Origin of the sequence: Burkholderia sp. R-40 (assembly GCF_049942845.1) — a bacterium.
GTDB classification, from domain to species: Bacteria; Pseudomonadota; Gammaproteobacteria; order Burkholderiales; family Burkholderiaceae; genus Burkholderia; species Burkholderia ambifaria.
This window is the reverse complement of record NZ_CP187967.1, coordinates 2665299-2684130: the sequence shown is the minus strand read 5'-3', so window position 1 is coordinate 2684130 and position 18832 is coordinate 2665299. Positions and strand designations below refer to the sequence as shown.

Here is an 18832-nt window from a genome sequence, read left to right as displayed (position 1 = left end):
CGGGCACCAGCGCCGGCGCAGCTGCAACCTGCACCGGCGCCGTTTGCGCGCAGCCGGTGCCTGCATGCAGTGCCAGCGCCAGTGCAAGCACCGCTGCGGCGGGCCGCGCGTATCGTGCGGGGCCGGCAGCGGGGAGGGCCATGCGCGTCGTCGGAACGGGCAACGTCGTGCGATCCTGCCGAGCCGGATCAGGGCGGTGTCAGCCGCGCTTCGACCGGCTGCGCGTTGACGGTCGCCTGGATCCTGACGAATGTCGCCGGGCCCGCATCCAGCTTGAGCGGCCAGCGCCGCGTGCTGCCCGCGAGCGCATAGCCGAGCAGGCCGCGCGTGACGTCGTGCACGGTGCCGCGCGCGTCGATGAGCCGAACCGCGGAAATCTGCGCGCGTCGTCCACCGAGGTTGTCGACCGCAAGCCGTGTGCCCGCGCCGTCACGCTCGACGCGCCAGTCGAGTTTTGGCGACGCCGGCGCGCCATCGGGCTCGACGAATACGGGCACGGAATAGCGCAGCCGGATCGTGACGCCGTTCGCGACCGGCGTGCCGGGCGCGGGCAGTTCATCGATCAGCACGCGATAGCTTTCCTCGGCGGGCGGCGCACCGCGGCCCGTGCGCACGAGCCGGATCAGCTGCTCGGCGTTCGCGCCGATCTGCAGCAGCGGCGGCGACGCGGCGAGCATGTCGGTCGGCGTCATCACGTCGTCGCCGTTTTGCTGCGTCCAGCGATAGGTGCGGACCTGGCCGTAGATCGGCTGTCCGCCGGGATTGCTGAGCGTCATGCTCGCGGCGGCCGCCGACGGCGCCAGCTCGATCGTCACGGGCGTGATCTGCAGCGTGGCGGCGGATGCGGCCGCGCACGCGGACGCGACGCAGAGCGCGGCCAATGCGCGCGGGAACCATGCCATGGCGCGTCAGAAATAGACGGTGGCGGTGACGGAGGCCTGGTAGGTGTCGGGCTTCGGCGTCGCTTGCGCGGGCACCTGGCCGTACACATTCAGCACTTGCGCGGAGCCGGTGCCGGTGCCGCCGACCGTGTCGGTGCCCTGCGTGTTGCCCCAGATCGTCGAGTGGCCCGAGTCCTGGTAGAGCTGATAGCCGACCGTCGTGCTGGTATTGCCGGTCGTCGTGCCGCCCATCAGCCGGCTGGCGACCGTCGAGCCGCTTACCGTGCCGCCGTCGAGTCCGACGTTGTAGGGCGTCGAGTTCGTGCAGGTGACGGAGACCGTGGTCTGCTGGTTGACTGCCGACGCGAGCACGCCGGCCGTGCCGAACGCGAGCGGGTTCGCGGCGATCGTGCAGTTGGCCTGGATCGTGAGCGTGACGGTGAATTGGGCGGTGGCGGTGCCGTTCGAATAGACTGCCGCAATGGCGACGGGCTGCAGCGCGGGTGCGAATGCGACGCTGGCCGCGAGCATGGCCGAAAGAACACGACGTCGGGAATCGTTCATTATGATTGTCTCCTGCCGTTCAAGGGGTCGCCCGGACGCGGAGTGCCTGCCGCGTGGTCTGTTGCCGGTCGCCGTAACCGCTCTGTCGTTGTTGGAAGACTACTCCACGGATTCAGGCGCGCGCAATCGAGAAAACGCCGACCCGGAACGCATGTTTGGGGTTGCGAACCGATTGGCAGCGGCCGATTTGACATGGATCAAGTAACAGTGCGAACGATTGATGCGCAGCCGGATACGATGGGGCGCCGCACGGGCCGGAAGCACGGTCGAGCGGACGAGCATGTTCGGGGGGAACGCATGGCGGATGACGAATTCGACACGGCGCGCCGCTGGATGCGCGCGCTAGCGTGCGTGCTGCTGGCCGCGCTGCTCGGCATGCCGTGGATGCCGGCTCGAGCGGACACGTGTTCCGTGACGCCGCCGGTGCCGAGCTTCGGCTCGGTCAGTCCGATCACGCTGCAGGCTTATACGACGAACAGCACGATGACGGTCAGTTGCACGTGGGACGCACTGAGCGTGAACACCGGCGTGCTCGTTTGCGTGAACCTCGGCGGCACGAGCCCGCGCTACCTGACCAACGGGACGAACCAGATGCAGTACGACCTGTATCAGGACGCAGGCTATTCGCAGCCCTGGGGCGCGGTCAGTGCCGGCACGACGCCGATCTCCGTCTCGTTGACGAAACCTGTGCTCGGCACCACCGCGAGTACCAACGTGACCATCTATGGCCGCATCGCGTCGAACCAGCCGACCGTGCCGACGGTGAACAACGCCAGCACGGACTATACGCAAAGTTTCGCCGGCAACCAGGCCGCCTACAGCTTCAGTTTTTCGCTGCTCGGCGTGCAGCCCACGCCGTGCGTGTCGCAGTCGACGGCCGGCACGATGAGCTTTGCCGCCACCGCCACCGTCATCAACAACTGCATCATCAGCGCGACCGGCGTTGCGTTTCCGCCGGCGGGCGTGCTGACGTCGGCGCTGAGCGCGAGCGGCTCGATCAGTGCGCGCTGCACGAACGGCGATGCCTTCCAGATTGCGTTGAACGGCGGGGTCAGCGGCAGTGTCGTCGCACGCACGATGCAGCGCACGGGCGGCGGCTCGGTCAGCTATCAGCTCTATCAGGACAGCGGCCACACGCAGCCGTGGGGTGATGGCACCGGCGGCACGTCGATGGCGACGGGCACCGGCAGCGGGTTCGCGCAGGCGATCACCGTGTATGGCCGCGTCCCCGCGCAGGCGACGCCGGCGCCCGGCAACTACAGCGACACCATTACCGCGACGATCAGCTTCTGAGTCGCGTCAATCGCGCACCAGCACGACGAGCTTCAGATCCTCGCGGTGCGCGGGTTTCAGCGTGATCTGCTGGTACACGAGCCGGCCGTCGGCCGGATGGTCGAACTCGCGCAGGCCGCCTTCGCGCTCGAACACGTCCTGCGACGCCCAGTACTGCGCGAACGCGTCGCTGCCGGCCATCAGCGCGTCGATCAGCGCGCGGGTCGGCGCGTCGGCGAGGTGGCGGATCGAGTCGGCGCGGAATTCGGCCGCGAGCCGGCGCGCGCGGGTTTCCCAGTCGACGATCAGCGTGCGCGCGGCCGGCGCCATGAACGTGAAGCGCAGCAGGTTGCGGTCGTGCTCGCCGTCGAGCCAGCCCGTGAACAGCGCGGCGGCCGGCGCGTTCCACGCGAGGGCGTTCCATTGCCGGTCGAGCACGTAGGCAGGCGTGGCGATCGCGGCGACGGTCGCCGCGAGCGTCGGCGGCAGGTCGCCGGCCGCGACGTCGGGCTCGGCCGGATCGCGCTGCGCGGCCAGCTCGAACAGGTACGCGCGTTCGGCCTTCGACAACTGCAGCGCGACGGCGATCCGCGCGAGCGCGTCGGCCGACGCCGATACCGGGCGGCCCTGCTCGATCCACGTGTACCAGGTCGGGCTGACGCCGCACAGCTGCGCGACTTCCTCGCGCCGCAGCCCCGGCGTGCGGCGGCGCGGGCCGGGCGGCAGGCCGACGGCCTGCGGCGACAGCCGTTCGCGATGCGCGCGGATGAATTCGCCGAGCGCGCGGGCGGGCGTGGCGTCGAGCGGCGGGGTGGGGGCGGAGGACGGCTGGTTCATGCGGAAAACGGCTGAAACGACAAAAAAGGAGCGGGATGCGCGGCGAAGATCGGGCCTGAAATCAGGCAGGTGTAACAAATACCAGAATAACCGCTTAACTTGTACTGGTACAAGCGCGGCCCTATTGTAGCGATTCGCGCGCTGACAGGCAGCGGGCGCCCCACCCAACGAAGGAGCGAACGATGAAACACCACGACCAGGTCGCCGACGCATTCGGCACGACGGCCGCCGCCTACCTGACGAGCACGGTCCACGCGACGGGCGCCGATCTGCAGGCACTGGCGGATGCCGTGCGCGCGACGCCCGACGGCGCGGTGCTCGATCTCGGCTGCGGCGCGGGCCACGCGAGCTTCGCGGTCGCGCCGCACGTGCGCGACGTGGTCGCCTACGATCTCGCCGCGCCGATGCTCGCGACCGTCGACGCCGCCGCGCGCGAGCGCGGACTCGCGAACATCCGCACGCAGCAGGGGCCGGCCGAGCGGCTGCCGTTCGACGCGGGCACCTTCGACTGGGTGGTCAGCCGGATGAGTGCGCACCACTGGCACGACGTGCGCGCGGCACTCGCCGAGGTGCGTCGTGTGCTGAAGCCGGGCGGCCGCGTGCTGATGATCGACATCGCGGGCAACGACCATCCGCTGCTCGACACGTATCTGCAGGCCGCGGAAGTGCTGCGAGACGCGTCCCACGTGCGCGACTACCGTGCCGACGAATGGCTCGCGATGTTCCGCGGCGCCGGTTTCGATGCACAGGTGCAGAGCCGCTGGCGCCTGCCGATCGATTTCGAGACGTGGGTCGAGCGGATCCGCACGCCGGCCGACAGCGTCGCGGGCATCCGCGCGCTGTGGGCGCATGCGCCCGACGAGGTGCGCGGCTACTACGCGGTGCAGCCGGACGGATCGTTCGAGCACGATGCGTTGCTGATCGACGCGCGATGAATCGGCGGCACGGCGGCCGCGTGGTCGCCATCGTGCCGTAGCGCCGTCCGATGAAAAAAGCCGCGATACGCGTGACGCGCGTATCGCGGCTTTCGTATCGCGATGCCGGCGCGGGGTGGACCCGCGCCGCGCGCGGATCAGCCCGTGTTGCGCAGGCCGGCCGCGATCCCGTTGATGGTCAGGTGAATCCCGCGGCGCAGCCGCGCGTTCGTGTCGCCCGCGCGGTGACGCTTGATCAGCTCGACCTGCAGGTGGTTCAGCGGATCGAGATACGGGAAGCGGTTCTTGATCGAGCGCGCGAGCAGCGGATTGGTTGCAAGGCGGCCTTCGTGCCCGGTGATTTCCGCGAGCGCCTGCGACGTGCGCTCCCATTCCGCGACGATCCGCTCGAACACGTGCTTGCGCAGCTTGCGGTCGGCGACCAGCTGCGCATAGCGCGACGCGACCGCGAGATCGGTCTTCGCGAGCACCATGTCCATGTTCGACAGCAGGTTCGCGAAGAACGGCCAGGTCTTGTTCATCTTCTTGAGCAGCGTCAGGCGCTTCGTGCGTTCGGCCGCGTCCGGTGCGCCGTCGAGGTACGCGCTCACCGCGCTGCCGAAGCCGTACCAGCCCGTCAGCAGCAGCCGGCACTGCCCCCACGAGAAGCCCCACGGAATCGCGCGGAGGTCTTCGATCTTGCGGTTCTTCGGATCCTGCAGCTTGCGCGAGGCCGGGCGGCTGCCGATGTTCAACTCCGCGATCTCGGTGATCGGCGTCGACGAGAAGAAGTAGTCGGTGAAGCCGGGCGTTTCATAGACGAGCGCGCGATACGACGCCATCGCGGCGTCCGACAGCGTCTGCATCGCGGCTTCGAACGCGGGCAGTTGTGCGGGCGCGTTCGACTGCGGCAGCAGCGACGCCTCGAGCGTCGCGGCGACCACCGTCTCGAGGTTGCGCCGGCCGATTTCGGGGTTCGCGAACTTGCTCGCGATCACCTCGCCCTGCTCGGTCAGGCGGATCTGGCCGTTCACGGTACCCGGCGGCTGCGACAGGATCGCCTGGTAGGTCGGGCCGCCCCCGCGGCCGACCGTGCCGCCGCGGCCGTGGAACAGCCGCAGCGTGATCTTGCGTTCGCGGAACACGTCGACGAGCGCGAGTTCGGCGCGATACAGCTCCCAGTTCGACGTCAGGAAGCCGCCATCCTTGTTGCTGTCAGAGTAGCCGAGCATCACCTCCTGCTCGGCGCCCTGGTGCGCGATCAGCGCGTCGATGCCCGGCAGCGCGAAGTATTCGCGCATGATGCGCGCGGCGTCGCGCAGGTCGGGGATCGTCTCGAACAGCGGGATCACCATCAGGCCGTTCTTCGCATGGCTGCCGAGCGGGCCTTCGAGCAGGCCCGTTTCCTTCTGCAGCAGCAGCACCTCGACGAGGTCGCTGACGGTTTCGGTATGCGAGATGATGTAGTTGCGCACCGCGCGCGCGCCGAACTGCGCGCGCACCTCGCGGGCCTTCTCGAACACGCCGAGCTCGCTCTGCGCGAGCGCCGAGTATTCGAGGTACGGCGAGCGCAGCGGGCGCGGATCGGCGAGTGCGGCGAGCAGCACGCGCAGCTTGTCTTCCTCGGCGAGCGCCGCGTAGTCGGCTTCGACGCCGGCACGCGCGAACAGCTCGGCGACCACGGCTTCGTGGATGTCGGAGCTCTGGCGCAGGTCGATGCTCGCGAGATGGAAGCCGAACACTTCGGCCGCGCGCACCAGCGGCGCCAGGCGCGGCGCGGCGAGCGACGCGCCGTGGTGTTCGTCGAGCGAGGCGGTCAGCACCTTCAGGTCGGCAACGAACGCTTCGGAATCCGCATACGGAATCGCGCGCACCGGCGGCGCGCCGCGGCCCGCGCTGCGCACCGGCACCGTGCCTTCGCCAAGGCGCACGCGCGCGCTGGCGGCGAGCCGCGTGTAGATGCCGATCAGCGCACGGCGATACGGTTCGTCGACGCGGTGCGGCGACTGGTCGGGCGAAGCTGCCGCGAGCGCCTTCACCGCGTCGTTCGCGCCGACCAGCAGGTTCGACACCGACAGCTCGGCGCCGAGCTTGTGCACCTGCTCCAGATAATGTTCGAGGATCACCGCGGCCTGGCGGTTGATCGCTTCGTCGAGCGTCGGGCCGGTGACGTTCGGGTTGCCGTCGCGATCGCCGCCGATCCAGCTGCCCATCTGGAAGAACGCGGGCACGCGCGCCGGCAGGCCGTGCTCGGCGAGCGCGGCCTCGATGTCGCCGTACAGCGCGGGCAGCTCGTCGAGGAACGTCGCGCGGTAGTACGACAGCGCGTTCTCGATCTCGTCGCCGACCGTCAGGCGCGAGTCGCGCAGCATGCGGGTCTGCCACAGCGCGGTGACGCGCGCGCGCAGCATCGATTCGTTGTACGAGCGTTCGCGCGCGGTGAGCGGCTGGTCGCGCTCGGCGAGCAGCCGCGCGATGTCGTGCTGCGCGTCGAGGATGCTCTTGCGCTGCACTTCCGTCGGGTGCGCGGTCAGCACCGGCACGATCAGCGCATCGTCGAAGAAGCGCTGCAGCAGGCGCTTCGACGCGTTGCCGGTCGTTTTCAGCTGTTCGAGCGCGTATGCGACGGTGCCGGGCTGCGGCGCGGAGCCGGCCAGCGCGTGGATGCGGCGGCGGCGGTTGTGGTGGCGGTCTTCCGCGATGTTCGCGAGGTGCGAGAAATAGCTGAACGCGCGCACGACGCTCACCGTCTGCTCCGGCGTCAGCTTGCGCAGCTTCCTCTCCAAAGTCTGTGCGGCTTCGCTGTCGTCTTCGCGACGGAACTTCACCGCGGTCTGGCGGATCGTTTCGACGACGTCGAACACGGTGTCGCCTTCCTGTTCGCGCACCACATCGCCGAGCAGGCGGCCGAGGAAGCGGATGTCCTCGAACAGCGGGCCGTCCTTGTCCTCGCGCGTGCGCACGCCGGGCTTCGCCGTGCGGGCGGTCGGGCCGGAAGCCTTGATTGCGCGTTTTGTCCGAGGTATCGGGTCTTTCGGTTTCGTTGCCGTTTTCGCACGGCCGTTCGCGGCGGTGGCGATGGTGCCCGTCTGGGCGTCGGAGGAGGGCAAGGCAGCATTGCGGCGCGTCGTACGCGCCGATCCGGAAGACTTCACGATGGGTTTCCTTGGGAAAGCTCGAGTCAAAAGGGACTGCGGGGACTGCGGAAACTACGGGAACTGCGGTCAAGCAACCAGCTACGTGCGGCACATCCGCGCATCGGTGTCGCCGCCCGCGCCGAAGCGCGGCGGGCGTGGGCTCCGGGCCCGGGCGGGCCGAAGCGTGCGTGCTACCATTGTTCGATCTTCCATCCCGTCCTTCGATGTTCCAGCAATGAATTCCGAGACTATTTCGGCACAAGCCCCTGCGACGCTGACGATTGCTTCGCGCGAGAGCCGCCTGGCGATGTGGCAAGCCGAACATGTGCGTGATGCGCTGCGCAAATTATATCCAGCTTGCGACGTGAAAATCCTCGGGATGACGACCCGTGGCGACCAGATTCTCGATCGTACGCTGTCGAAGGTCGGCGGCAAGGGCCTGTTCGTGAAGGAGCTGGAGAATGCGCTCGCCGACGGTCGCGCCGATCTGGCCGTGCATTCGCTGAAGGACGTGCCGATGGCGCTGCCCGACGGCTTCGCGCTCACCGCGATCATGGAGCGCGAGGATCCGCGCGATGCGTTCGTGTCGAACGACTACGCGTCGCTCGACGCGCTGCCGGCCGGCGCCGTCGTCGGCACGTCGAGCCTGCGCCGCGAGGCGATGCTGCGCGCGCGCTATCCGCACCTCGACGTGCTGCCGCTGCGCGGCAACCTCGACACGCGCCTGGCGAAGCTCGATCGCGGCGACTATGCGGCGATCATTCTCGCGGCCGCCGGCCTGAAGCGCCTCGGCCTCGAAGCGCGAATCCGTACACTGATCGACGTCGAGGACAGCCCGCCCGCCGCCGGTCAGGGCGCGCTCGGCATCGAAATCGCCGCGCACCGCACGGACGTCGCCGCATGGCTCGCGCCGCTGCACGACCCGCAGACCGCGCTCGCGGTCGAGGCCGAGCGGATGGTGTCGCGCGCACTCGGCGGCAGCTGCGAGGTGCCGCTCGCCGCGCACGCGGTGTGGCGCGCCGGCGAGCTGTACCTGACGGGCCGCGTGTCGACGACCGACGGCCAGCGCGTGCTGACGGCCGAGGAGTGCGGCGCGGTCATGACCGTCGCCGATGCGCTCGCGCTCGGCCGCGCGGTGTCCGACGAGCTCGAGGCGCAGGGCGCGCTCGACATCGTCAACGCACTGCTGGCCGCGTCGCAGGCCGGCAAGGGCGACGCCTGATGGCGGGCGGCGCGCGCGCGTTCACCGCCGTCCTGACGCGTCCGGACGGCCAGTCGGCCGGACTCTCGGCCCAGCTGGCCGAGGCCGGCTGCGACGTGCTCGAATTCCCGCTGATCGACATCGCGCCAGTGGACGATCCTGCGCCACTCGACGCCGCGTTCGCGGCGCTCGACCGTTTCGCGCTGGTGATCTTCGTGTCGCCGAACGCGATCGACCGCGCGCTCGCGCAGTACGGCGCGATCTGGCCGAATGCACTGCCGGTCGGCGTCGTCGGCCCGGGCAGCGTCGCGGCGCTCGAGCGCCACGGGATCGCCGCGCCCGCGCATCGCGTGATCGCGCCGCAGGCGCCCGCCGACGGCGGCGTGCCGCATTACGATTCGGAAAACCTGTTCGCGAGCATCGAGGCCGCGTTCGGCGGCGCGCAGGCGCTCGCCGGCAAGCACGTGCTGATCGTGCGCGGCGACGGCGGGCGCGAATGGCTCGCCGAGCGGCTGCGCGAAGCCGGCGCGGACGTCACGCTGGTCGCCGCGTACCGGCGCGTCGTGCCCGAGCCGCGCGTCGGCGCGTGGGAGCGCGTGCATGCGCTGCTCGCCGGCGCGCCGCACGCATGGCTCGTCACGAGCTCGGAAGGGGTGCGCAACCTGCACGAACTCGCGCGCACCCACCTGAACGACGCCGAGATCGAGGCGCTGAAGCATGCGCCGCTCGTGACGCCGCACCCGCGCATCGAGCAGACCGCCCGCGCACTGGGTTTTGATAGGATTACGCTGACCGGCGCGGGCGATGAGCGCATCGTCCGCGCGTTTCGAACGATGGCCGACGAGGCCGTCCAACCGGCGACAGCCGCACCGGTGACTAAACGCATGACAGATACCAACGATTCCAAAAGCGTCGCTTCCCAGCCGGCCGCTGCATCCGCGCCGCCGTCCAGCCCCCCTTATCTCGCGCAATCGCCTGCGCGCCGCGGCAGCAGCGCGGCGCTGTGGTTCGTCGTCGTCGTGCTCGGCTGCGCCGCGGGCGTGGGCGCCTACGCGCTGAACCGCAAGGTCGACCGGCTCGACGCGACGTTCGTCGCGCGCCAGAAGGCGCTCGACGCGCAAACGGCCGAGACGCGCATGAAGACCGAGCAGGCGCTCGCGGGCACGCACCAGGTCGACACGCAGCTCGCGCAGCTCGACGGCAAGCTCGCCGACGCGCAGAGCGCACAGCAGGCGCTGCAGCAGCAGTACCAGGACCTGTCGCGCAACCGCGACGCATGGATGCTGGAAGAAGTCGACCAGATGCTGTCGAGCGCGAGCCAGCAGCTGCAGCTCACCGGTAACACGCAGCTTGCGCTGATCGCGCTGCAGAATGCCGACGCGCGCCTCGCGACGTCGCAGAGCGCGCAGGCCGTCACGGTGCGCAAGGCGCTCGCGCAGGACATCGAGAAGCTGAAGGCCGCACCGTCGGCCGACCTCACGGGCCTCGCGATCAAGCTCGACGACGCGATCGCGAAGATCGACGCGCTGCCGTTGTCGGGCGAGGCGATCGTTCCGCACGCGGCGCCGAAGGCCGCGCCGGCCGATGCCGCGTCGTCGGTCGCGGCCGACACGCCGCGCTGGAAGGTGTGGTGGCATGACTTCTCGGCGGGCCTCGGCGAGCAACTGAAGGGCCTCGTGCAGGTGCGCCGGATCGACAATGCGGACGCGATGCTCGCGTCGCCCGACCAGGGCTACTTCGTGCGCGAGAACGTGAAGCTGCGCCTGCTCACCGCGCGGCTGTCGCTGCTCTCGCGCAACGACACCGCGATGAAGGCCGACCTGCATGCGGCGCAGGCGTCGCTCGGCAAGTATTTCGACCAGGCATCGAAGGACACGCAAACCGTCCAGGATCTGCTCCGGCAGGTCGACGGCGCATCGCTGACGGTCGCGGTGCCGAACCTGAACACGAGTCTGAACGCCGTTCAGCAGTTCAAGAGCCGGGGGTAACGATGACGCTTCGAGGAATCGTCTGGCTCGCGATCCTGTTCGGGATCGCCGCGGCACTCGCCACCGTCGGCCGTTTCGACGCGGGGCAGGTGCTGCTCGTCTATCCGCCGTACCGGATCGACGTGTCGCTGAACCTGTTCGTGATCGGCATCGTCGTGCTGTTCATCGTCGTGTACGCGCTGCTGCGCATCGTGCGCAACATCTGGCGCATGCCGCAGCGGGTCGCCGCGTATCGTGCGCGTTCGCGCAACGAGAAGGCGCAGGCGTCGCTGCGCGATGCTATCGCGAACCTGTATGCGGGCCGCTTCTCGCGCGCGGAGAAGGCCGCGCGCGACGCGCTCGCGGTCGATGCGAACCAGGGCGCCGCGAGTCTCGTCGCGGCCACCGCCGCGCACCGGATGCACGAGTACACGCGCCGCGACGACTGGCTGTCGAAGGTCGACGCGCCCGAATGGCAGGACGCGAGGCTCCTCGCCGCGGCCGACATGCGCGCGGATGCACGCGATGCCGACGGCGCGCTCGCCGCGCTGGCCGACCTGCAGGCGGGCGGCAAGCGCATCCATGCGCAGCAGGTCGCCCTGCGCGCGCAGCAGCAGTTGAAGAACTGGGCCGAGGTGCTGAAGCTCGCGAAGGCGCTCGAGAAGCGCGAGGCGCTGCATCCGGCCGCGGCCGTGCGGCTGCGCCAGCAGGCGGCGGAGAACCTGCTGCGCGAACGCCGGCACGATCCGGACGCGCTGCTCGAGGTGTGGCAGTCGCTGTCGCCGCTCGAGCGTGAGTCGCCGCGCCTCGCCGATCTCGCGGCCGAACTGCTGGTGCCGCTCGAGCGTCGCCCGGAAGCGCGCCGCATCGTCGAGGAAGCGCTCGCGCACAACTGGGATGCGCGGCTGCTGCGCCGCTATCCGGACACGGCCGGCGCCGATGCGCTGCCGCTGATCCAGAAGGCCGAAGGGTGGAAGAAGGAGCACCCGGACGATGCCGACCTGCTGTTCGCGCTCGGCCGTCTCTGCCAACAGCAGCAGCTGTGGGGCAAGGCGCAGTCGTTCCTCGAGGCCGCGCTGAAGCAGGCCGACAACGAGGCGCTGAAAGTGCGTGCGCACCGTGCGCTCGCACGCCTGTTCGAGCATCTCGGCGAAACCGACAAGGCGGCGAAGCACTACCGCGAAAGCGCGCTCGCGATCACCGTGGTCTGACGCGGCGGCGGTCTTCTGCCGCGCGTGAAAATGCCCCGAACGCCGATTGGCCTTCGGGGCATTTTTTATTCGGCGTCGCGTTGCAGGCCGGCCCGGACGCCGTGGTTCACGCGCTTTTGCGGCACGGCGGCCGCGAGCCGGCTGTCGAGCCCGCCGTTGAGCCGGTAGACGTCGTCGTGCGGCGTAGCGGCAGCGGGCGCGACCCGGTCGGCTTCATGCTCGCGTGCGAATGCGAGTGCGACGAGGTCACGCCCACCGCATCACTTGTCGACGAGTCGCTTCGGCACCGACAGCGCGAGCAACCCGCCGAGCACGAGGAACCCGGCGAGCATGTACATGCCCGCGTCGTTGGCGCCCGTCGCCTGCTTGAGCCAGCCCATCAGGTACGGACTCAGGAAACCCGCGAGGTTGCCGATCGAGTTGATCATCGCGATGCCGGCCGCGGCCGCCGCACCGCCGAGGAATGCGGTCGGCAGGCTCCAGAACAGCGGCAGCGTCGTCAGGATGCCCATCGTCGCGAGCGTGAGGCCGAGCATCGCGAGCGCCGTCTGGTGCGCCCAGATCACCGACAACACGAGCCCCAGTGCGCCGAACGCGGCCGGAATCGCCAGGTGCCAGCGTCGTTCGCGTCGCTTGTCCGCGCTGTGCGCGATCAGGATCATCGCGACCACCGCCGCCGCATACGGAATCGCCGACAGCAGGCCGATCATCACCGTGTCGACCACGCCGGTCGCCTTGATGATCGTCGGCAGCCAGAAGCCGACGCCGTACAGGCCCATCACGAACGAGAAGTAGATGAACGCCATCAGCCACACGCGCGGGCTCGACATCACCGCGCCGAGCGGCAGGTCTTCCTTGGTCGCTTCCTCCGCGTCGACGTTGCGCGCGAGCAGCGCCTTTTCCTCGTCGGTGAGCCATTTGGCCTTCGCGATCCGGTCGTCGAGCGCGAAGAACACGAGCACGCCGGCCAGCACCGACGGGATCCCTTCGAGCAGGAACAGCCATTGCCAGCCGTGCCAGCCGCTCACGCCGTTGAACGCCTTCAGGATGAAGCCGGAGATCGGTCCGCCGATCACGCCGGACAGTGCGACGGCGGTCATGAAGAAGGTCGTCATCCGGCCGCGCCGGTGCGCGGGATACCAGTAGGTGAGATACAGGATCACGCCGGGGAAGAAGCCGGCTTCGGCGACGCCGAGCAGGAAGCGCATCACGTAGAACATCGCGGGCGTCGTGACGAACATCGTCAGGATCGAGATCACGCCCCACGTTGCCATGATGCGCGCGATCCAGACACGCGCGCCGACCTTGTGCAGGATGATGTTGCTCGGGACTTCGAACAGGAAGTAGCCGAAGAAGAAGATCCCGGCGCCGAGCCCGTAGACGGTGTCGCTGAGATTCAGGTCGCTCGCCATCTGCAGCTTCGCGAAGCCGACGTTCACGCGGTCGAGATACGCGACCACGTAGCACAGCAGCAGCAGCGGCGTGAGCCGCCACGACACCTTGCGATAGGTTGCTTCCTCGAATGCGCCGGACGAGCCCGGCAGCGACTGCATCGATGTAGCCATGTTGTCTCCTGTCCTTGTTTTGTCATGTGCCGGAGCCGGCGCGTCGGCGCCCGATCCGGTGTCTTGCGAAGCAATGCCGATGCGTGGATGCACCCTGCGCGGATGCGCGCGCCGATGCCGGCGCGGCGCAATCACGGTCGTGCGGCTAGATGCAGCGCCCGCCGTCGACTTCGAGACAGACGCCGGTGATGAACTCGGCTTCGTCGGATGCGAGGTACAGGGCCGCGTTCGCGATGTCCTGCGGCGTCGAGAAGCGGCCGAGCGGAATCGTCGCGAGGAACCGGCGGCGATTCTCCGGCGTGTCCTCGCAGCCCATGAACTCGGTCATCAGGCCCGTCTCGCCGAGCACCGGGTTGATGCAGTTCACGCGGATGCGGTCGGCGCCGAGCTCGGCCGCGAGCGACTTGCTCGCGGTGATCATCGCGCCCTTCGTGCTGTTGTACCAGACGAGGCCCGGGCGCGGCCGCACGCCGGCCGTCGACGCGACGTTCACGAACACGCCGCCGCCCTGCGCGCGGAAATACGGCACCAGGGTCTGGACGCTCCAGAACAGGCTCTTCATGTTGACGGCGTACACGCGATCGAACTCGGCTTCCGTCACGTCGAGCACCGGCTTGTTGCGGTGCGTGGTGCCCGCGTTGTTCACGACGATCTGCACCGAATGGAAATCGTCGAGCGCGGCCTGCAGCAGCGCGCGCCAGTCGGCGTCTTTGGACACGTCGCCCGCGACCGCGATCGCCTTGCCGCCCGCCAGCGCGATCTCGCTCGCGACGCGCTCGGCCGCCGCGCCGTTCAGGTCGTTGACGACGACGTTCGCGCCTTCGCGCGCATAGGTCTTCGCGATGCCCTCGCCGAAGCCCGAGCCGCCGCCGGTGACGATGGCCGTCTTGCCGCTCAACCGCATGGTGTGTCTCCTCTGTTGGATGCGTGCGTGGTGTGTCGGTGCGCGGCCGGTCGTTGCCGGCCGGGTTCAACGGGTCAGCCGTGCCGGATCGCGATCGTCTTCAGTGCGGTGAAGCCATACAGCGCCTCGAAGCCTTTCTCGCGGCCGTGGCCCGAATGGCCGACGCCGCCGAACGGCAGTTCGACGCCGCCGCCCGCACCGTAGTTGTTGATGAACACCTGACCGGCGCGCAGGCGCCGCGCGAGGCGCAGCTGGCGCGCGCCGTCGCGGGTCCAGATGCCTGCGACGAGGCCGTACGGCGTGCCGTTCGCGAGTGCGACCGCTTCTTCCTCGTCGACGAAACGCATCGCCGCGAGCACCGGGCCGAACACTTCCTCCTGCGCGAGCCGGTGCGACGCGGGCACGTCGCGCAGCAGCGCGGGAGCCTGGTAGAAGCCGCTTTCGGGCGCGTCGGCGACGACCTGGCCGTGCCCTGCCATCGGAATGCCGTCGTGCTGCGCGTCGGACAGGAAATCCCACACGCGTTGCTGCTGCTTCGCGTTGATCAGCGGGCCGCAGTCGAGATCCGCGCGGCTCGGGCCGACCCGCAGCGCGTTGAATGCGGTGGCGAGCCGATCGACGAGCGGCTCGTAGACCGCGTGCTCGATCAGCACGCGGCTGCCGGCCGAGCAGGTCTGCCCGCCGTTCTGCACGATCGCCGACACGAGCACGGGCAGCGCCGCTTCGAGATCGGCGTCGGCGAACACGATCTGCGGCGACTTGCCGCCGAGCTCGAGCGTGACGGGCACGTGGTTCTCGGCGGCCATCTGCGTGACCAGCTTGCCGGTCGTGGGCGAGCCCGTAAACGAGATGTGGTCGATGCCCGGGTGGCGCGCGAGCGCGGCGCCCGCTTCATGGCCGTAGCCGGTGACGATGTTGAGCGCACCGGCCGGCAGCCCGGCTTCGGCGGCCAGCTCGGCGACGCGCAGCACCGACAGGCACGCATCCTCGGCCGGCTTCACGACGCACGCGTTGCCGGCCGCGAGCGCCGCGCCGACGCTGCGCCCGAAGATCTGCATCGGGTAGTTCCACGGCACGATGTGGCCGGTGACGCCGTGCGGCTCGCGCACGGTCAGCACCGTATAGCCGGCCTGATAGGGGAGGGTCTCGCCGTGCAGCTTGTCGGCGGCGCCCGCGTAGAACTCGAAATAGCGCACGAGCGCGGCGGCATCGGCACGCGCCTGCTTCAGCGGCTTGCCGGTGTCGCGCGCTTCGATCGTCGCGAGTTCCTCGAGATGGTCGGCGACGCGCGCCGACAGCCGCATCAGCACGCGGCCGCGCTCGGCGGCGCTCGCCGCGCCCCACGGGCCCACGAACGCTTCGCGGGCCGCGGCGACCGCGCGCTCGATGTCGGGTGCGGTGCCGCGCGCGATCGTCGCGAACGGCTGGCCGTCGGAGGGATCGACGACCGGGATTGTCTCCAGCTGCGCGGGCAACGTCCATTCGCCCGCGATGAAGTGCTTCGCTTCTTCCATGCCTGCTCCTCGGGTCCGATGCTTCGCGGCGACGGACGACGTCGCCCGTGGTTCGGTGGCCGGACATCCGGAACGATTATCGCGCCGATCGTCATCCGGACGCCACCGGTCGATTGGCTATAATGGCGCATTCCCTGCGGGGACGCCCGCGGCGGTGCAGCGCCCGCGGCGCCCTGTCCCGAATTCCATCGACCAACAGAGAGCGCTATGAGCTTTAATCATGTTCCGGCCGGCAAGGACCTGCCGCACGATTTCAACGTGATCATCGAGATCCCCGCGCAAAGCGATCCGGTGAAGTACGAGGCGGACAAGGAACTGGGTCTCCTCGTCGTCGACCGCTTCATCGGTACCGGCATGCGTTACCCGGTGAACTACGGCTACATCCCGCAGACGCTGTCGGGCGACGGCGATCCGGTCGACGTGCTGGTGATCACGCCGTTCCCGCTGCTGGCCGGCTCGATCGTGCGTTCGCGCGTGCTCGGCATGCTGCAGATGACCGACGAGTCGGGCGTCGACGCGAAGCTGGTCGCCGTCCCGCACGACAAGGTCTGCCCGATGACGGCGAACCTGAAGTCGATCGACGACGTGCCCGAATACCTGAAGGATCAGATCAAGCACTTCTTCGAGCAGTACAAGGCGCTCGAGAAGGGCAAGTGGGTGAAGGTCGAAGGCTGGGCCGGCATCGACGCCGCGCACAAGGAAATCACCGACGGCGCCGCGAACTACAAGAAGTAAGTCCGTTGGCCGGCTTCGCGCCGGTTCGTTCGGAACGCAAACCGCGCGTGTCTCCTCAGGAGGCCGCGCGGTTTTGTTTTGTGCGCACGGCTTTCCGGCGGGCGGGCGCGGACGCGGACGCCTGCGGGCGTGGGGTAGCCGGTGCCTGCTTCGTGCGTTTCGCGCGGGGCGGGGCAGCGGGTGACGTAGCCGCCTGGGTCGCTTCGGCGGGTCGCGTGGTCGGACGGCGCCGCGTCGGTGGGGAAGCGGCGTCTTCGCGTGCGTTCGCTGCCGGTTTGCCGACGGCGGCCGATGCCGTCCTTTTTGGCGACGCGGCTGGAGGCGGGCCGGCCTTCTTTACCGGCGTACCACGCAACGACGTCTTTTTTGCGGCGGCGTCGCCGTCGGCTTTCGCCCGTTTCGCGTCCGGTGCGGCCGGGTTCGATTGCGTCGACTTCGACGCTTGCTTGCCTTTCGCAGGCTTCGCCGTCTCCAGCGTCTTCACCGCCTTCACCGTCTTCGTGGCCGTTGCAGGCCCGGCGACTGTCCCCGCCTTCGCCTTTTTCCCGGCAACCGGTTCGGTATCAGCCGCGTTGGCCGCATCGTCGAGGTCTTCCGCGCGCCCCTTCTTCGGCCCGCGCGCCATCGCCTTCGGCCCGGCCGCATCGTTGCGCTCGTCGAGCGCAACCACCGCCGGCAACACCGATTCGAGCGTGCGCAAGCCGGCCGCCAACTCGCGCTTTTTCGCGGGCGTGAGCCGCTTCACCCAGTATTCGGCGCGCGACGCGCTGGACCGGTCGGGCAGAGGAAACGCCGCGAGCACCGCGCGCGGCTTGCGCGAGCGTGTATAGCGCGCGCCCTTGCCGGACGCGTGTTCGTCGAAGCGCGCGGCGACATCGGTCGTAATGCCCGTGTAGACGCTGTCGTCCGCGCATTCGATCAGATACAGAAACCAGGGCATGGCAGGGCGGCGGGATGCGAAGCCGCCAGTGTCTCAGAAAAAGCGTGCGTCAACGCCACCGGTCGCCGTGCCCGTCGCGAAAGCGGCTCGGCGCCGCGCCGAGTTCGCGCGTGAAGAAGCGCGTGAATGCGCTCGTCGAACGGAAGCCGACGCGCACGCCGATCTCGCCGATCGGCAACTGCGTATTCAGCAGCAGGTCGCGCGCCTCGCCGAGCCGCGCCTGCGCGACGAGCGCATGGAAACCGACCGCTTCGCGATTGAGCCGCCGGCGCAGCGTCCAGCGCGACATCGCGAAGCGCGTGCACACGTGCTGCATCAGCGTATCGGTCGGCACGTCGGTATCGTCGGAGGTGCGCAGCCAGTCGCGCACGCATTGTTCGACCGACGCGCCGAACGTCGAGCATGCGCGCACGCGCTCGCGCGCGGCATCGGCCGCATGACGCTGGATGCCGGCGAGCGGCGCGTTGTAGCGCTCGAACGGCGTGTCGAAGTGCGCGGAGCGCAGCACGATGCGGTTGTGCGCGGCCTCGAACGCCACCGGTGCGCCGAGCATGTCGCGCAGCGCGGCAACGGGCGCGAACGCGCGGCCGGCGAATTCGGCGTCGTCGATGCACACGTGCGGATCGTACAGGCGCGCAAGCGCCGCGAGGATCGCGAGATTGACGAACGCGCTGCCCGCGTGCCGGCCGTCTCCTTCGTTCACGTATTCGAGCGCGATCGCGTTGCCTCTCTCGTGTGCGAAGACCCAGTCGACGTTGCCGATCAGCTCGCGATAGCGCAGGTAGCCGTGCAGCGCGCCGCGCAGCGTCGCCGCGTTGCACGTGATGCCCGCGAGCTCGGGAAACGGCACGAGCCAGGGCACGACCTGCGGTGGCGGGCGATGCCACGACAGCGGCCAGCCGCTCGTCAGCTGCATCGCGGCCACGTGCCGGTCGCCGGCGATGCGGCGCGTGTCGTCGGCGAGCTCGGCCGGCCCGATGCCGAGCGTCTCGTAAAGCGCGGCGGGATCGATGCCGTTTGTGCGCGCGTCCTCGCACAGCCAGCGGTAGATCCGCACGGATACCGATTTCTGTCTCAACTCCATGTCTGCCCCCTGTCGTCATGCCGTTCGGGTTTGTCCCCGCTGCGAGAGGTCAACGCATGCTCCTGCCGGTCAAGCGTGGTGACCGGTCGATTTTTAGACTCGACGC

The 18832-nt window shown here is 69.3% G+C and carries 15 protein-coding genes; 6 read left to right on the top strand and 9 right to left on the bottom strand.

Annotation, left to right across the window (positions count from 1 at the left end; translation table 11 throughout):
* Positions 1–188 precede the first annotated feature (188 nt).
* Positions 189–902: a fimbrial biogenesis chaperone gene (locus tag ACP26O_RS12415; RefSeq protein ID WP_175665042.1), complete on the bottom strand. Its 714-nt coding sequence runs from the start codon at positions 900–902 to the stop codon at positions 189–191.
* A gap of 6 nt (positions 903–908) precedes the next feature.
* The gene (locus tag ACP26O_RS12410; RefSeq protein ID WP_105833058.1) at positions 909–1445 is read right to left on the bottom strand and encodes a Csu type fimbrial protein; all 537 of its coding nucleotides are present in this window, start codon (positions 1443–1445) and stop codon (positions 909–911) included.
* A gap of 297 nt (positions 1446–1742) precedes the next feature.
* On the opposite strand from ACP26O_RS12410, the gene ACP26O_RS12405 reads away from it, so the two are divergent.
* Positions 1743–2738, top strand: coding sequence for a Csu type fimbrial protein (locus ACP26O_RS12405; RefSeq protein ID WP_175665041.1), 996 nt, complete (start codon positions 1743–1745; stop codon positions 2736–2738).
* A 6-nt stretch (positions 2739–2744) separates the two neighbouring features.
* Here ACP26O_RS12405 and ACP26O_RS12400 read toward each other — a convergent pair whose 3' ends face one another.
* A complete protein-coding gene (locus tag ACP26O_RS12400) occupies positions 2745–3554 on the bottom strand; it encodes a helix-turn-helix transcriptional regulator (protein WP_011657642.1) in 810 nt (269 codons plus the stop codon).
* A 182-nt stretch (positions 3555–3736) separates the two neighbouring features.
* On the opposite strand from ACP26O_RS12400, the gene ACP26O_RS12395 reads away from it, so the two are divergent.
* A complete protein-coding gene (locus ACP26O_RS12395) occupies positions 3737–4489 on the top strand; it encodes a class I SAM-dependent methyltransferase (RefSeq protein WP_165751854.1) in 753 nt (250 codons plus the stop codon).
* Positions 4490–4626: 137 nt separating this feature from the next.
* Here ACP26O_RS12395 and ppc read toward each other — a convergent pair whose 3' ends face one another.
* Complete coding sequence (ppc, locus tag ACP26O_RS12390; RefSeq protein WP_175665040.1) at positions 4627–7623, bottom strand: phosphoenolpyruvate carboxylase; 2997 nt, start codon at positions 7621–7623, stop codon at positions 4627–4629.
* A 217-nt stretch (positions 7624–7840) separates the two neighbouring features.
* Between ppc and hemC the strand changes: the two genes are divergently transcribed.
* From hemC to ACP26O_RS12375, 3 genes are read left to right on the top strand one after another with little or no spacing between them, the layout of a single operon-like run.
* The gene (gene hemC, locus ACP26O_RS12385) at positions 7841–8827 is read left to right on the top strand and encodes a hydroxymethylbilane synthase (RefSeq protein WP_175665039.1); all 987 of its coding nucleotides are present in this window, start codon (positions 7841–7843) and stop codon (positions 8825–8827) included.
* A complete protein-coding gene (gene hemDX / locus ACP26O_RS12380) occupies positions 8827–10794 on the top strand; it encodes a fused uroporphyrinogen-III synthase HemD/membrane protein HemX (protein WP_175665038.1) in 1968 nt (655 codons plus the stop codon). Before hemC ends, hemDX begins: the two co-directional genes overlap by 1 nt.
* A gap of 2 nt (positions 10795–10796) precedes the next feature.
* Positions 10797–11984, top strand: a complete 1188-nt coding sequence (locus ACP26O_RS12375) for a heme biosynthesis protein HemY (RefSeq protein ID WP_175665037.1) — start codon at positions 10797–10799, stop codon at positions 11982–11984.
* 260 nt (positions 11985–12244) lie between these two features.
* On the opposite strand, the gene ACP26O_RS12370 is transcribed toward ACP26O_RS12375, so the two are convergent.
* From ACP26O_RS12370 to ACP26O_RS12360, 3 genes are all read right to left on the bottom strand, one after another.
* Complete coding sequence (locus tag ACP26O_RS12370) at positions 12245–13549, bottom strand: MFS transporter (RefSeq protein WP_175665036.1); 1305 nt, start codon at positions 13547–13549, stop codon at positions 12245–12247.
* A gap of 145 nt (positions 13550–13694) precedes the next feature.
* Positions 13695–14453 carry an SDR family oxidoreductase gene (locus tag ACP26O_RS12365; RefSeq protein ID WP_165751848.1) on the bottom strand — a complete coding sequence of 253 codons (759 nt, stop codon included), beginning with the start codon at positions 14451–14453 and terminating at the stop codon, positions 13695–13697.
* A 74-nt stretch (positions 14454–14527) separates the two neighbouring features.
* The gene (locus tag ACP26O_RS12360; RefSeq protein WP_175656464.1) at positions 14528–15967 is read right to left on the bottom strand and encodes an aldehyde dehydrogenase family protein; all 1440 of its coding nucleotides are present in this window, start codon (positions 15965–15967) and stop codon (positions 14528–14530) included.
* Positions 15968–16174: 207 nt separating this feature from the next.
* On the opposite strand from ACP26O_RS12360, the gene ppa reads away from it, so the two are divergent.
* The gene (gene ppa, locus ACP26O_RS12355) at positions 16175–16702 is read left to right on the top strand and encodes an inorganic diphosphatase (RefSeq protein WP_006753432.1); all 528 of its coding nucleotides are present in this window, start codon (positions 16175–16177) and stop codon (positions 16700–16702) included.
* 55 nt (positions 16703–16757) lie between these two features.
* On the opposite strand, the gene ACP26O_RS12350 is transcribed toward ppa, so the two are convergent.
* Both ACP26O_RS12350 and ACP26O_RS12345 read right to left on the bottom strand, forming a co-directional pair.
* On the bottom strand, positions 16758–17642 hold the full coding sequence (locus ACP26O_RS12350; protein ID WP_175665035.1) for a GIY-YIG nuclease family protein: 885 nt from the start codon (positions 17640–17642) through the stop codon (positions 16758–16760).
* Positions 17643–17691: 49 nt separating this feature from the next.
* Positions 17692–18726: a helix-turn-helix transcriptional regulator gene (locus ACP26O_RS12345; RefSeq protein ID WP_175665034.1), complete on the bottom strand. Its 1035-nt coding sequence runs from the start codon at positions 18724–18726 to the stop codon at positions 17692–17694.
* Positions 18727–18832: the final 106 nt, after the last annotated feature.